The 15,129-nt window shown below is 39.2% G+C and carries 12 protein-coding genes; 3 read left to right on the forward strand and 9 right to left on the reverse strand.

Features of this window, described 5'->3' with window-relative positions:
- Positions 1-2: 2 nt before the first annotated feature.
- From J5X91_RS14805 to J5X91_RS14825, 5 genes are all read right to left on the reverse strand, one after another.
- Entirely contained in the window at positions 3-311 is a 309-nt protein-coding gene (locus J5X91_RS14805; RefSeq protein WP_208835124.1) for a hypothetical protein, read from the reverse strand.
- Between the two features lie 113 nt (positions 312-424).
- A protein-coding gene (locus J5X91_RS14810; protein ID WP_208835125.1) for an IS3 family transposase occupies positions 425-1,539 on the reverse strand; the annotation gives its coding sequence in 2 pieces (ribosomal slippage) (positions 425-1,287 and positions 1,287-1,539; 1,116 coding nt in all).
- Positions 1,540-1,876: 337 nt separating this feature from the next.
- Positions 1,877-2,674, reverse strand: a complete 798-nt coding sequence (locus J5X91_RS14815; protein WP_208835126.1) for a response regulator — start codon at positions 2,672-2,674, stop codon at positions 1,877-1,879.
- A 59-nt stretch (positions 2,675-2,733) separates the two neighbouring features.
- Positions 2,734-3,450 (reverse strand): Sir2 family NAD-dependent protein deacetylase, encoded by a 717-nt coding sequence (locus J5X91_RS14820; protein WP_208835140.1) that lies wholly within the window; start codon positions 3,448-3,450, stop codon positions 2,734-2,736.
- 100 nt (positions 3,451-3,550) lie between these two features.
- Complete coding sequence (locus J5X91_RS14825) at positions 3,551-4,426, reverse strand: sensor domain-containing diguanylate cyclase (protein ID WP_208835127.1); 876 nt, start codon at positions 4,424-4,426, stop codon at positions 3,551-3,553.
- A 444-nt stretch (positions 4,427-4,870) separates the two neighbouring features.
- Between J5X91_RS14825 and J5X91_RS14830 the strand changes: the two genes are divergently transcribed.
- The 3 genes from J5X91_RS14830 to J5X91_RS14840 all read left to right on the forward strand — a co-directional run bounded on the left by J5X91_RS14830 (position 4,871) and on the right by J5X91_RS14840 (position 9,517).
- The gene (locus J5X91_RS14830; protein ID WP_348272534.1) at positions 4,871-6,952 is read left to right on the forward strand and encodes a TonB-dependent receptor; all 2,082 of its coding nucleotides are present in this window, start codon (positions 4,871-4,873) and stop codon (positions 6,950-6,952) included.
- Positions 6,953-7,036: 84 nt separating this feature from the next.
- Entirely contained in the window at positions 7,037-7,492 is a 456-nt protein-coding gene (locus J5X91_RS14835) for a YfiR family protein (protein ID WP_244363889.1), read from the forward strand.
- Between the two features lie 3 nt (positions 7,493-7,495).
- Positions 7,496-9,517, forward strand: a complete 2,022-nt coding sequence (locus J5X91_RS14840; protein ID WP_197107810.1) for an EAL domain-containing protein — start codon at positions 7,496-7,498, stop codon at positions 9,515-9,517.
- 9 nt (positions 9,518-9,526) lie between these two features.
- On the opposite strand, the gene J5X91_RS14845 is transcribed toward J5X91_RS14840, so the two are convergent.
- From J5X91_RS14845 to J5X91_RS14860, 4 genes are all read right to left on the reverse strand, one after another.
- Entirely contained in the window at positions 9,527-10,162 is a 636-nt protein-coding gene (locus J5X91_RS14845) for an isoprenylcysteine carboxylmethyltransferase family protein (protein WP_208835142.1), read from the reverse strand.
- Positions 10,163-10,305: 143 nt separating this feature from the next.
- Positions 10,306-13,233: a TonB-dependent receptor gene (locus J5X91_RS14850; protein WP_208835129.1), complete on the reverse strand. Its 2,928-nt coding sequence runs from the start codon at positions 13,231-13,233 to the stop codon at positions 10,306-10,308.
- Positions 13,234-13,480: 247 nt separating this feature from the next.
- Positions 13,481-14,254 carry a thiol:disulfide interchange protein DsbG gene (gene dsbG / locus J5X91_RS14855; protein WP_208835130.1) on the reverse strand — a complete coding sequence of 258 codons (774 nt, stop codon included), beginning with the start codon at positions 14,252-14,254 and terminating at the stop codon, positions 13,481-13,483.
- Between the two features lie 9 nt (positions 14,255-14,263).
- Positions 14,264-15,085, reverse strand: coding sequence for a TlpA disulfide reductase family protein (locus J5X91_RS14860; protein ID WP_086999055.1), 822 nt, complete (start codon positions 15,083-15,085; stop codon positions 14,264-14,266).
- Between the last annotated feature and the right edge of the window lie 44 nt (positions 15,086-15,129).

The following is a 15,129-nucleotide window of genomic DNA, read 5'->3' on the forward strand; positions in this document are numbered from 1 at the left end:
TTTTACCGACCTAATGCCGTGGAATGTGCAGCTAGACTTCGATTATAGCTAAGCGCACTGCTTAAATGCGCGCTTACTTTTCTTTTAACTGCTTCGGCCATATCATTAACTTTAAGCCCTTCTTCAGGGTTGTCCGACTCACAGAGTATTTCATCTATAGCTAAGTCCATTTCAGCTCTGATCTCTGCAATTGCAGTTCTTTTTTCTTTGAGAATTTCATCTATAGCCATTTTTTTTGCTGCAACAATTGCCTCTATTTGCTTACCAGCAGCGTCTTTACTATTGAGATTATTGATATCGGGATCAGACATAATGTGTCCTTAGCTAAAGTAGTCAGGAGTTACTAACCTTTATACTTTAGTATATAAATAGCAAAAATAAAATTGTCTCTTTATTGCTTTATACCCTGGTAATCCACCCATTTTTAATGGAGGCTATCTGTAGAATTTCCGTTGTTTAACTTTTCCAGTTTTTGTATAGGTGTTATCCCACCTATGCCCATGTTAGGGCGTTCATTATTATAAGTCCATAACCAATCGGTAGCTTTATCTTGTAACTCACTAATATCACTGTAAATATAATGACTTAGCCAGTCATACCTAACCGTACGATTAAATCGTTCTACATAAGCATTTTGTTGCGGGTTACCTGGTTGAATAAATCGTAATTCAATATTATTATTTAACGCCCACTCCGCTAACTTATGGCTAATATATTCAGGCCCATTGTCACACCTGATAGCTTTTGGCTTACCACGCCATTCTATAATTTGATTGAGCGAACGGATCACACGCTCAGCGGGGAGTGATAAGTCAGCATCTATTGTAAGTCCTTCGCGATTGAAATCATCAATCACATTGAACAAGCGATACCCTCTGCCATCAGATAATTGGTCGTGCATAAAATCCATTGACCAACATTCGTTAATGCCATCAGGTACTGCCAATGGTTCAGGCTTCTCCCTTGTTAGGCGCTTTCTAGGCTTTATTCGCAGATTCAACTCAAGCTCACGGTAAATACGATAAACGCGCTTATGATTCCATGTGTAGCCTTTAACATTGCGTAAGTATAAAAAACATAAACCAAATCCCCAATTACGCTGACATTGGCTTAAATCCAATAGCAACGCTGCAATTTCCTTATTTTCATCAGACAGTTTTGGCGTATAGCGATAGCATGTTTCACTTATCATGAAAGTACGACAGGCTAAGGCAATACTCATTTTATTTGTGCTAACGACTTCATGTGCCAATACTTTGCGCTCAGAAGCCTTTACCACTTTTTTGCCATTGCCTCTTGAATGACCTCAGATTTTAGCCGCTCTTCAGCATACATTTTCTTTAAACGGCGATTTTCATCTTCAAGCTCTTTCATTCGTGTCATTAAAGACGCATCCATGCCGCCGTATTTAGCGCGCCATTTATAAAAGGTTGAGTTGCCCATACCATGTTCACGGCATAGTTCAGGAATAGGCACGCCACTTTCTGCTTGTTTCAAAATAGCGAGGAGCTGACTGTCTGTAAAATATACTTTTTTCATAATTTTCTCCTGTGTTTACAATAAGAGAAAATTCTACATTTGGCTTCTATTATTTTTTGGGTGGATTACCCCCTAAATATTAGGGGTAAAGTAATAAACCTGAGCTCCGGATAATAAACTTATCTCAAGCAGCTATTTTCAGCGCTAACTGCGTTGAATTTTCTTGCAATAGGCCAGCTATTGACGCGTAAATTCGCCTTGTTTTCACTGAAAACCTCTGGCTAGAGAAAATAAAATTAAATATAACTATGATTCAATACGTTAGTAAATCTCTTAACCAGAGATCAGGTTAATAACTTAAAATACTGCTATTTCTTCGAGTACTTGCTTAAACTTGTTAAGACATTATTTTAAATAGTAAATCTCTCACTGTTGCTGGTTCAAACGGTTTGTCGCATATGGCATCCACTCCGGCTTGAGAGATGTTTGCTAGGTGGGTTTCATTGGCTTCTGAGCTCACCATTAAAATAGGAATGTGCGAGTAGCTATTTGAGCCTCTAACCGCTTCGGTTAGTTCTCTGCCATCCATTTCCGGCATATTGTAATCGGTTACTATTAAGTCAAACGCTTGCTCGTTTAGCTGCTCAATTGCTTGTTTGCCATTCTCAGCCTCTACCGGCGCAGGTATTCCCATACCAGCAAGCACCCGAATAATATGTTTACGAGCAAAGCGACTATCGTCAACCACTAACACGCGCAGCAAAGTAACATCAAAGTGTTCAAGCTCTACTTCTTGTTCGCTAATTATATCTAAGGTAGCTTTAAGCGCTCGGGTAATGGCTTCGCTCGTAAAGGGTTTAGGTAAAATAGCTAACACGCCCGATTGCCTTAATTGCTCAAGGTATTTTTTATTGCGCTCGCTCGATACCAACATAAATGCTTGATGCTCTGTGCGCGGGTTTGATCTGATGTTTTGTAGCAGTGAATCGGCGGTGCCGTCAGCTAAGTACATACTGCTAATTACTAAATCTGGTTGGTAATTTGCAAGTAGGGTTAAAGCTTGGGTTTGTGTTGTGGCTGTTTCTATTTGTTTTACACCACTTTGTATTAGTGATTTTATTATCAGTTTTTGCTGCACTTCTGAAGGCTCGACCAATAATATTGATAGATTAGCTATTGCACTTAAGTCACTCATTTATATCTCTTTATTATACTATTGTTATTTTATAAGGAGCTAACACTCTGTTTAACACTTTAATTACTCTGAATATATTCAAGCGCGGTCATTTTTTTATAACTTACATTTGGATGTATAATATGCGCTGGGTGTGGGTCTACAACTTCTAATGCAATATTGTATTCGCGGGCTATTTCCAGCGCCATTTGGGTAATATTAACGCTAAACGATGTACCCATAAATACAATTTTTTCGGCATTGACCATGCGTTGTTGTGCTTCGCTAATTCTATATAACTCGGTGTAGTATTCATCAAATAATAATACAAACGGTTTAAAAGAGTGATTAAGTACTGGCGCTTGGTTTTGAATATTAAACACCTCAAATAATGAGATGTGCAGATGAGTCTCATCTACTTCATCCCAAGGGGTAATCACCGTTTCTACGTTTTCACCTTGTTGATGAAACAAGGTCATTTGATCTAGCCTGCCATGAACCGCAATATAGTTTTTATTTCCGGCTTTACCATCAAGCCCATCTATATTTTGCGTTATTAGGTTTTTATCATGTAGCCAATAATGTACGTCGTTAGGGCCGTGGTTTCTATACGTTGCAAACCTGTGGTGATACCACGCTAAAAACTCTTTAGGTGCGTTTTGATACATAGCACGTGTGGCCATTTGCATTGGTGTGTAGTTTTTACTACCAATAGTCCAGTAACCATCTTCACCTCTAAAGGTAGGAATGCCGCTGGCAGCGCTAACGCCCGCGCCTGTAATATATAACGTATTAATTGCTAACCTCTGCACTTATTATTTGAATTCAAGTTAGGTAACATTAAATATTTCACTCGCTTACTTAACCCCCTGCTTTTTATTATTTGAGCGTTAAATTTTAATCTGGGTAATCTATGCTATTGGCACTCATTCTTTTAATTTTATACATGGCTTGATCTGCATGTTTTATTAATTGATGGTCTGTTTCTCCATGAGTGGGGTAATTAGCAATGCCAATACTTGGAGATACACTTAATGATAGCTCATCTAGTTTAAATGGCTGTTGAAACTGCCCAATTATTTTTCTCTTAATAGCCGTGGTATCGCCAGCGCTACTTAAGTCCTCTAGCACAATCAAAAATTCATCTCCGCCCAAGCGCCCTACTGTATCGTATTCTCTTACTACGCTTAAAAGACGCTGTGCTATATCTTGCAATAACTTATCGCCCGTAAGATGACCATAGGTATCATTAATAGCTTTAAAGCCATTAATATCAATAAATAATATCGAAAATAGTGTGTTTTCTCTTTCTGCTTTTACTATTGCAGCCTGTAATCTGTCCATTAGTAATGAGCGATTTGGTAAACCTGTCAGTCCATCGTGGCCAGCCATGTAATAAAGCTGCTCTTCCATTTTTTTTCGCTCAGTAATATCGTGAGCAACTGCAATTCTTACTTGATGATCTGATGACCAGCACACTGACCACAAAATATGTATTATTTGACCATCTTTACGAACCCAGCGGTTTTCGAATCGTGAATGAGTCGTTTCGCCCGACAAAAGTGAAGCAACGGCATTATAGGTTTTATTATGATCGCCTTTATAAACGTAATCAATCATAGGTTTACCTACCACTTCGGCAGCTTTATAACCAAATATTTGTTCAAACGCAGCACTTACAAATACAAACGTACCCACTTTATTTACCACGCACACAGCATCAAGCATTAGATCAAGTACATCTTCTAGTTCTATTAACTCATTCTTTATCATACTTTGTTTGCCTCTAAAGCAAGGTGAAGCTAGTTAAGTATTCGGTATACACAAAAATAATGCAAAATAAACCACCTTATTTTTGCATTATTTTCAATAACGGTATAAATACAAAAGTTACATTTTATTTATTGTTAAATAAAGTTAATTTTTACTCGCTCGTTTTATAAATAAGGTATTAAAAATAATACTAACCTTATGCTCTAACCCTAAACCTATGATCTTAATAAGAACAACTCTTAACACACAATAATAAATGTGCTTTTCTATAATTACTCGAGCAGGCTATTTGCTTAAATATAAAAATTTGCCTACTACAAAATAACATCTATGCTTTTGAGTAGCATAAAGGATGCTTTAGCCAGTCACACATGTTAATTTTATGTGTTAATGTATATTTTATAAAACCAATGACTGTTTTTAATTAGTGCGGGAGCCGCCTAGGTGATTATTTTAAAACGACTTTTATTAACAACACTTTTTATTACTCCGTTTTTAGCGGCCCAAACGTTTAATCACAGCGACCTAGACCTTGACACTCTAATGGGTATGGATGTTCAAACCACCTCTGCAATGAAAAGAGCACAATCGGCTTTTGATACCGCGTCATCTATTTACGTTTTAAATAAAGAGCAAATTAGCCAATCGGGAGCAACGTCTGTTCCTGAAGCACTTAAAATGGTACCCGGCCTTATTGTAAGGCAACTCGATAACAATCAATGGGCTATTTCATCTCGTGGTGTGGCATCTCGTTTTTCAAGCAAGTTGTTGGTAATGATTGATGGCCAAAGCTTATACTCTCCGCAGTTTGCAGCTGTATATTGGGAAGCGCTTAATGTTCCGCTATACGATATTGAGCGCATAGAAGTTATCCGTGGACAAGGCGGGCTCTTATGGGGAAGTAACGCTAATAATGGCGTTATTAACATAATCACTAAAAATAGCCTTGATACTCGTGGCGGATATACAGATGCTACAACTGGTAGCCAAGTAAACAGTGACGTTAATTTTCGTTATGGCGACGATATCAGTAGAAATGGAAGTTACCGTATTTACGGCCACTTAAATAATACTCAAGCTTCTAAACGTGAAAGTATTTACCGAGATAACATACTTACTCCTCACGATACTAAAAAACAATATTCGCTTGGTTTTCGAACTGACTTTACACCGAGTAATAACTGGAACATATTATTTCAAGGCGATATAACTCATTCTAAATTATCTCAAAACTTACGTGCCGCAGTTGATGAAACAAATAGAAATATAGCTTTTACCGAAAACTTTAAAAGAACCGATTCACGTTTAATGGCTCGTATTGATAGTAGAATATCTACCAGTGCGAATCAGATGTTACAAGTATCGTGGCTTAAACAACGTGGTACCGAAATATATTTAAAAGAAGATTTTGAGTCTTTAGATATAGATTATCAAATGAACTTTATTCACAACTCTTTACAGTTAGATTGGGGGTTAAGCTACCGTTACAACGATGTTGTATCAAAAGAGGGCTTACTATTTAATTATGATAAAGGGATTGAGCATTTAAAACAGTATGGGGGCCTTTTACAACTTCAGTATGACTTAATTCCAGAAAAGCTCGCCTTAATTGTTGGCACCAAACTTGATCATAACGATTTAACTGGTTGGGAAAACCAACCCTCTGCAAGGTTTACTTATAAACTGACCAAAAAACACCTCGCATGGGGCGCTGTTTCACGCAGTGTACGTATTCCTGCACTTTTGGAGTATGACTATAGCTTTAAAGTAAGCGGAACCGAAACAAGCAAAATATTACAAACAACAACGGGGATTGCTGCAATCGATGAATATAGGGTGGCAACATTTTTAAACGGCAATGACAAGGTAGAATCAGAAAAGTATTTATCTTATGAGCTCGGCTATCGATTTAGTGATGCAAACTGGTCTGTCGATTTTTCAGCGTATCGTACTGATGCAAAAGATGTCGTGGTTCTAAGTACAGATCCGACTGATCAAGTAGCACAATTTTTTCCAGTACAAGCACTGTTGCAAGCAGGAAAATTCACACAAGCAGCTCAAGTACTTACAACCACCCAACTTAACTTAGATTTAGTTGCTGTTGCAGAAGCCAAAACAGATGGGCTTGATCTTGTATTTGCATGGCAAGCCCTTGATACACTTAATACAGAGCTTGGTTATAGTTATACCGATTTTACTTACGATTTACCGCCAAATACAATACCCACTATTGGCTATGACTCAATAAATAGGCAAGTTTTTGCTAAAGCCAATTACACCCCGCTAAATGGCCATAATATACTTGCTGTATTGCGATCAGAAAATTCTAGCGCATACGGTACAAATAGCTACACTGCACTGGATCTTACCTGGAATTGGCAAATAAATTCACAGTGGTTAGGCAAACTATCGGCTAAAAACTTATTTGCCGACTCTCACCTTGAATTTCACAACACAAACGAAGCGTATACAATACCAACTTATATAGACAAAAGTATTTCACTTACAATTGCCATGACGTTTTAAGTTAAAACAATGCTTAAATTAAGATATTTACCCCAAAGCCTTTTAATAACACTAATGCTGTTACCGAGCACAAGTAGTTATGCTATGGAAAAAGAGTATCAATTGAAAGCTGCTTTTTTATATAATTTTGCACGATTCAGCCAATGGCATAATTCGCTCTCCCAGCGTGAGTATTTCACTTTATGCAGCCCCGACAAACACTTTGTAGATACAGCAAGCACGACTTTAAAAGGTCGTTCAATAAACAAACAACCCATTCAAAATAAACATGTAGCATTGGATCAAATATCAATTAATAGCTGTCATATGCTGTTTATTACTTCAAGTACAGCAGCAAATTGGCACAGTGCACAACAGCTATCTTATAAGAATATTATGCTCGTAGGCGAAGCCGAAACTTTTATTAAAAACGGTGGGCAAATTAGGTTTTTTTTAGCAGGTGGTAAAGTTCGTTTTGAAATTGCCCCTCAAAAGCTCGAAGAAGCAGGTATAGCCATGAGCTCAAAAGTACTACGCCTTGCTCGTATTGTTAAGGGATAACAAATGAGAAAGCTATTTAAGTTAAATACAATGAATAAAAAATTGCTCTTTATTTTAATGAGTGTTGCTTTAGTTTCAACTGCTACAGTAACAATTGTATTTAGTGCATATGAAATGGCAAATGCTAAAGAAGAGCAAGCAAAAAGCCTAAATTCGCTGTTAAAGGTACTCTCCCCCAATATTACTACCGCGCTCATGTTTGACGATACCGACGCAGTACAAGAACTAATAAACCCTATCCTTATTCGTTCAGATATTGTATCGGTTGTTGTAAATAGTGCCTTTGGTAAGCAGCTTGCAATAGCGCCCGCGTTAGCACATAGCCAAGCGGTTGAGCACAGCTTTGAAGTATCGACAGCGCTTTCGTTAGATTCACAGTATTATGGTGAGCTAAAAATACGCACGAATAATAGTTACATAAATGATCGAGGCGAGTTTTATACTAAATTTATTATTATATTAATAATTTTTACCTTTGTAATTAGCCTACTTTTGTCGTTATTACTAAGACGACGTTTTTTAAACCCTATTTTATACTTAGCGCAAACCGCAAATAAAATAACTACATCGAACGACTATAGTTTACGCGCAAAACAACTCTCTGAAGATGAAGTAGGCCAACTTACCGCTTGTTTTAACGATATGCTATATACAATAGAGCAACGAGAAAACTCCTTAGAAAAACAAGTTAGCTTACGTACAAAAGAGCTAGAAAGCGCCAACATACAACTCCACAAATTTGCATATCAAGATGGCCTCACAGATCTACCCAATAGGCGCTATTTTTACGAAAAACTACAAAGTTTAATAAACACTAAAAATATGACCTTTACGCTTATTTTGATTGATTTAGATGGTTTTAAAGAAGTAAACGATAGCCTTGGCCATGACTACGGCGATTTATTGTTACATCAAGTAGCAACTCGACTAAAAAGTTGTGTGCGCAATAACGACACGGTGGCTCGCCTTGGAGGCGACGAATTTACACTTATTTTAGAAGGTGTTGACGATTTAAGTACTGCACAACAAATCGCTAAAACAATAAAAAACAGTTTAATTCAATGTATCCATATAAAAAAAGAGCCTATTTATATTACCGCCAGTATAGGTCTCGCATTTTTCCCTGATGATGGTTGTACTGTTGAAGAACTGGTAAAACGCGCTGATCAGGCTATGTACTTATCTAAAAGTAAAGGGCGCAATCGTTATGAGTTTTTCTCGTATATTATTGAAGAACAAGCCATAGAAAAACGGCTTTTAATAGAAGAAATCAGAGTTGCCCTCAAAGAAGAGCAGTTTGAGCTTTACTACCAACCTATTTTTTCAATTGATGGTGAAACAGTGCAAAAAGCAGAGGCATTAATACGTTGGAATCACCCTATACGAGGCTTAATTGGCCCAAATGATTTTATACCAATCGCTGAAAAAAATGGCTTAATTTGTGATATTGGCCGCTGGGTAAAATTACAGGCAATACGCGATACCATAGAATTTAATGACGTATGTGAAATACCAATGCAAATTAGTGTTAATACCTCACCATTAGAAATTGACCGTGCCGGCAACTGGGTTGACTTGTGGGTCGAGGCAAGTAAGCAATATGAATTAGCCGCACACACCATTTTAATTGAGGTAACCGAAAATACCTTAATGATCCCTGACTCGCCAATTCAAAGCCAATTTAAACGTTTAAATACAATAGGTATTGATATTGCTATTGATGATTTTGGCGTTGGTTATTCATCGCTTTCTTATTTACAGCGGCTTCCTATAAGCATACTTAAAATAGATCGTTCATTTATTAACGACATAGAGAGCAATAACAATAGCATTGCACTCATTAAAGCTATTATTACTATGGCCCATAACTTAAAGGTTAAAGTGGTTGCCGAGGGGGTAGAAACTCAAGAGCAATACGCACTTTTAGAACAGCTCAATTGCGATTATATTCAGGGGTATATATTTTCAAGACCCATTGCTAAAAAAACATTTATTGAACTATATGTTAAACCTAATAATTGCTAAGCCTTAGCGCTATAACCAACGTGGTACTAATTCTTTATATTTTTTATATTGGGTGTTAAATATGCTCACCAAATGCTGCTCTTCAATCAACACCTGACGATATAACGCAGTAAGCCCAACCAGTAAACACACTAAGCTAAACACACTCGGCAATGCTAAAAAAAAGCCTAACTGCGCCGCAGCAACGCCTAAATACATAGGATTACGAGAATACGCATAAAAGCCGTTTACTTTTAGCTCATCGGGCCCTTGTGGGTCTATTCCTGAACGCCAAAGTGATGCCATATTAAAATGCACCACCATAGTTAATATAAAACCAACAGTTAATAAAGCATTACCTAGCATTACGCCTGGCCATGTATTTAACGGCACAAAAATTCCGAGGTAGTTATCGGTTGCAGGTATAAATACTCTTACAACACACACCAACCAAATAGCAGCTCTAAAAAAACGAAAAACGAAGTGATTCCACCAATTAGCGCAATATTTTTTCCCTGTAAAAATTACTCCCGATGGTGTATTGCTGTTTTTATAGAGTATTCTAACCGTGTAGAACCCCGCTACAAAGGTATAAAAAACGGCTAAATAAATGCGGGTAAATTCGATTAAGGACGCAGAGTCATTAATTAAAGGCTGATAGGTTATCAATATTAGTTACTCGCGGTGATTACTCAATTTTAATTATAAATTCATCATAGTATTCATACCGTTAAGAAACAAGGTAAACACAAATAATAAGCCAACTTTATGTTTAAGCCGGCTTATTAAAAGTTGCTTTAGGGAGCAGTTTAAAAGCTGTAGTTAAACCCAGCGTAATAACGCCTGCCCGAGTAGCTTGAGTTTAGTAACCGTGCGTCACTATCGTTACCTAAACGGGTAACCGACTCTGACTTGGTTAAGTTTATAATTGCTGCGGTAAAACTAAGGCCTTCGTATAAGTTAATTGAGGCATTAACATCAACTTGATCATATGGGTCTTGGTACACGTTTAAGCCACTATTTAAGCCCAGTACCGTTTCGCCGCGCTTATTGTATGAGGCACGTATGTTAAAATCATCACCCTCAAAATAAACCGAAGTATTATATTGATACTTAGCACTGCCGATCAGTGGCGATTGTCCAAATGCTTCGCCATCTACGGTTACTTCTGCTTTATTGGTTTTGTTATAGGTGTAGTTAGCGTAAAAACCAAAGCCGCTATCAAAGGCATGTTGCAAAAACACCTCGGCTCCTTTAGATACCGCGTTAGTGCCATTACCTACTGTGCTGTAAGGAGTAATATTTATATTACCCGCCTCTACAATACCGTCTTTACCAGCAAAGTTTTGTTGGGCGTTAATTACCACTGGCACTACAAAGTTATCAACTTTTTTATGAAACAGCGCTAAGCCAATTGCTGAGCCTTCAGCGTAATAGTATTCGATAGATAAATCGGCTTGTACCGATATAAACGATTTTAAGTTTTTATTACCGCCACTGCCACTAAAGCCAGGTTGCTCGTTAAAATCGGCTCTGTCTTGTGCCCACTCGTCTGAAATATAACTAATGCGTTGCTGCGCGCCTAAATCAGCATAATCGGGGCGCGACATTACTTTAGCAACCGCGCCACGAATAACTAAGTCATCTGTGGCATCCCAGGCAATGTTAAAGCTAGGCAGTACTTGGGTGTCGGTGTTTTGTTGCACTACAAGTTGGTAATCCTCGACTGAGCGATCATCACCGGTAACAGGCTCCCCTGTTTCATCATTGGTATGATCTAAAAAGTAGGTATATAAATCGGTAGAAGCACTCATGGTTTTGCTGCGTACAACCCGTACCCCTAAATTACCTCTAACTTGATTAAATTCAAAGTCACCTTGCAGATAAAAAGCCGCTATTTTTTCTTCTATATCGTATACAAAGTTGTCTTCCATACGGGTGTAAGGCACGTAGTTACTGGTAATCATATCGCGGTATTTATCCCAATCAATACTGGGCATTTGGTTTATATTAAAGCCACCTGCAATATTGCCTTGGTTAATAAAAACATCTTGCGCTGCCGGCATACCGTTATTCCACTGGTAACTATCAAAGCGGGTTATGCCGCCCTCTTTGGCTTCCCCGGCGGCAATATCAAAACTAGGATCTAAAAAGAAGGTATTACCGGTTTCGCGGTGCAATGTGGCTTCACGGTATTTTACGCCGGTTTTAATGGCTGTTAAAAAACCCCAATCGGTGTAAAAATCTAGATCGCCTTGGTAGTAACTTTCTTCAAGCTCGCTGCGTACAAAGCTTGAGTTTGATGAACCCGGATCGCGCCCACCGCCTACGCCACTGAGTAAATTAGCCAGTGTATTTGGGTCTATATTGAGGGTTACATCGTTTTTATCAAGTTGCCAACCAGCATTTTGCGCTGCGTTTTCAATGGTTGTTGGGTTTTCGCTGGCATTTGAGCTTTTATAGGCGGCCTCCCAACTTTCTTCTGGGCCGCCTTTTGAGCGAGTATTGCCCGCAACAAAGCGCGCTTTAAAATCATCACCTTCGTAAGTTAAATTAAAATCGAAGGTATCTGAACTCGACTCCTCACGAAGATAACTGCCACGCATCCACGGAAACTGCATGTCACCTTGTGCGCCACTCGCTGTAGCATCAAACTGCATACCATTAACAATCGTGCCCGATTCATCCAAGTTCACATCGGTTAGGTAATCGGGATTTAACGACCACTCTGGCATATCAATAACCGACTCAGTTCTGTTTTGCCCCAGCGTAAAGCCAAAATAGTTTAATCCTATTTCTACACGATTAGTTGGACGCCACTGCGTACTAAACTGTATGCCTTCACGTTCACGTTTTTCATTAAGTACCGAGCCGCGCACGACTTGTGGAAACCACACGCCATCATAATTATTACCATTGGTATCGGTAATTGTATCCCAGCTATTATTGTTATTTACCGCATTACCATTTACATCTACCGGTTGGCCATCACCTGTGTAGCGCCACACATTGGCATCGGTGCCACCAGAGAGGGTACGGTTGGTGCGCTCTTGGCGAGTATACCCTACTAAAAAACCAAGCGTTTCTGCATCGTTTTTCCAAGAATATAAACCGGTTAGTTGTGGCTCACTGTTTTGCGTTACATCACTGTAAGTACCTTCAACATTGAGTACTCCAGAGTTTGCCTCCATGCTAAGCGGCTTACGGCTATGCATTAATACTGTGCCGCCTACACCACCTTCATCTAAACGCGCTTCGGGCGATTTATATACCTCAACACTGGCTATCATGGCTGAAGGGAGTAGCGTGTAATCAAACGAACGCGAAGGCTCGCCTGGTGACGAGGCAATAAAATTACCGTTAAGCTGAGTAAAAGTAAGCTCAGACGACAAACCACGAATACTTACCGATGCGCCTTCGCCGCCATCACGCTCAATCATTACCCCTGGTATACGTTGCAATGAGTCGGCTACGTTTTTATCTGGAAACTTACCAATATCTTCTGCGGTTATAGCATCAACAACTGAGCTAGACATGCGTTTAATGTCGAGGTTTTCGGCCATACTGGAGCGAATCCCTCGTACTTCTATTACTTCTATATCGGCATTATTTTTAACAGGTATGGCTGGTTGCGCCGCATACGCGCTACCTATGGCAGATAAAACAGATAAACACAGCGCTGATTTTATAAATGTTAATGCTGGTAGTGAAAAGGGGCGATTATTGCAAGTACTCATGACAGTGTGCGGTTCCGTTTTATGCGCTTTTGATACTTAGCGGCAGCGCTATCAATAAAGGTCAATAGCGGGTCAAAAATTGCTGCTAAGTCTACAGCGCCAAACTTAATGGCCGATTAATAAAGTCGATAACTTACTGAATAGCTTATGTAAATAACAAAGTGTAACAATGTTTAACGTTATTTATAAAAAAGCCGGTAAAACTTTTACCGGCTTGACGTTGCACACTATGTACTTGGTTGGTTGTTTACTTGGTTGGCTTACTTGGCAGTGGGCCGAGGATCTCAGTCATTAATGAGGCAGGCGGTAACCCCATTTGCATTTTTACCGCACCATTAGCATCGTGATAAAAAGTAGCGGGGGTGGCTCTGGCACCAACCCCCATCATTATTTGATGGTTTTTCATTAATTGCGCATTTATGTGCTCAGGTGGATTTTTTAGCGGCTGTAATGTACGCGCTAAATTATCGTTTTCAAACTTTTTTAACACTTCTTCAGGGTTGCTTGCACTCATAATAGCCGCCGCTTTGCCTAAGCTGTCGGCTTTTAAAATACCCACTAAAATATGGCGTATTTGTACCTCACCCGCATCCACCCAAGGACGCGCATTTTGCCAAAACTGTCTGCAGTAAGGGCAGTTTGGATCAGTGAAGGTATAAATTACTCGCTTTGCCTTGGCTGAACCATCGACTATCCAATGGCTACTCTCTAATGTTTGCCAGTCTTTTTGCGCTTTAGGGCCTGTAGCGTAGTCGTTTGCTGCTTGCTCTCCTACATTATTACCATTGGCGTCAAGCATAGGGCCGGTAAATAAATATTGCTCGTCGGCGGTGATATATAAAGTAATAACTTGGCCTTTAAAGTCGGCAACATAGCCTTTCATGTTGGCAGGCGCTGCAAACTCGCTGACTATTTCGCCGCCTTGCTCTGTAACTAACTTAAGGGGTGCTGGCAGTGCTTTTTGTTGAGCCAATATGGGCGAGGTAAACGCAAGTAATGGCAATAAATAAATTAACTTCATGAGGCATCCTTATTGTGCAGACTGTTGATTTATAGCTTGCATGTAATAACGCAAACTCGCGTGTGAGAGCTCTCCCATGTGACTGGTTACTAATTTGCCATCACTGCTATAAAAAAGCGTGGTTGGTAGCCCAGCAGCTCCGGATTCACGACTTACATTACTGTTTTGATCAAAAAACACATTGCGTAAGTCGAGCTGCTCAGCATTAATAAATTTTTGTACCGTAAATAAATCCTCTCCTTGGTTAACAAAAACAAAAGCTATATTAGGATTGTTTTTTTGCGCAGCCTGTAATACCGGCATTTCTTTACGGCACGGTGGGCACCACGACGCCCAAAAGTTAATAACGACAGGTTTGCCTTTAAATGACTGTAAATCAACCTCTTTACCACGCAGGTTATATACCGCAGATTGTGGCAGCTCAACCCCAGCTTTATAAATAGAGGCAGCAAAGGTAGGCACCATAATGGTAAGCAACGCGACAATAGCCGCTATGAAATAGGTTTTCAGCACTGCTTTTTTGCCTCGCGCATACAGCGCCAACACAAGCGCACCCGCCACCCAGCCATAGGTAGGCATAAAGCCGCCATCACTTATATTAATAAGTTGCCACCAGTTTTCTTGATACGCATCCCACATAATCAAAACAAACATTAATCGCGCAACAATAAAGCCCACTACAAATGCTTTAAATACAGTGTCTAAAATTGCTTTTTGCTGTGGTTGCTTACGAGTTTGTAAATAAGTAAGCAACCAAAATACGCCTAAGCCTAATAAAATAATAAGCTGCGAAATGGCAATAACAAACGGCCCGAGTGAAATACTTAACATGGCTATAAATCTTCTTTAAATACGGTTAGCCGCTATAGTATACA

Origin of the sequence: Pseudoalteromonas sp. K222D (assembly GCF_017653575.1) — a bacterium.
Taxonomy (GTDB): domain Bacteria; phylum Pseudomonadota; class Gammaproteobacteria; order Enterobacterales; family Alteromonadaceae; genus Pseudoalteromonas; species Pseudoalteromonas nigrifaciens.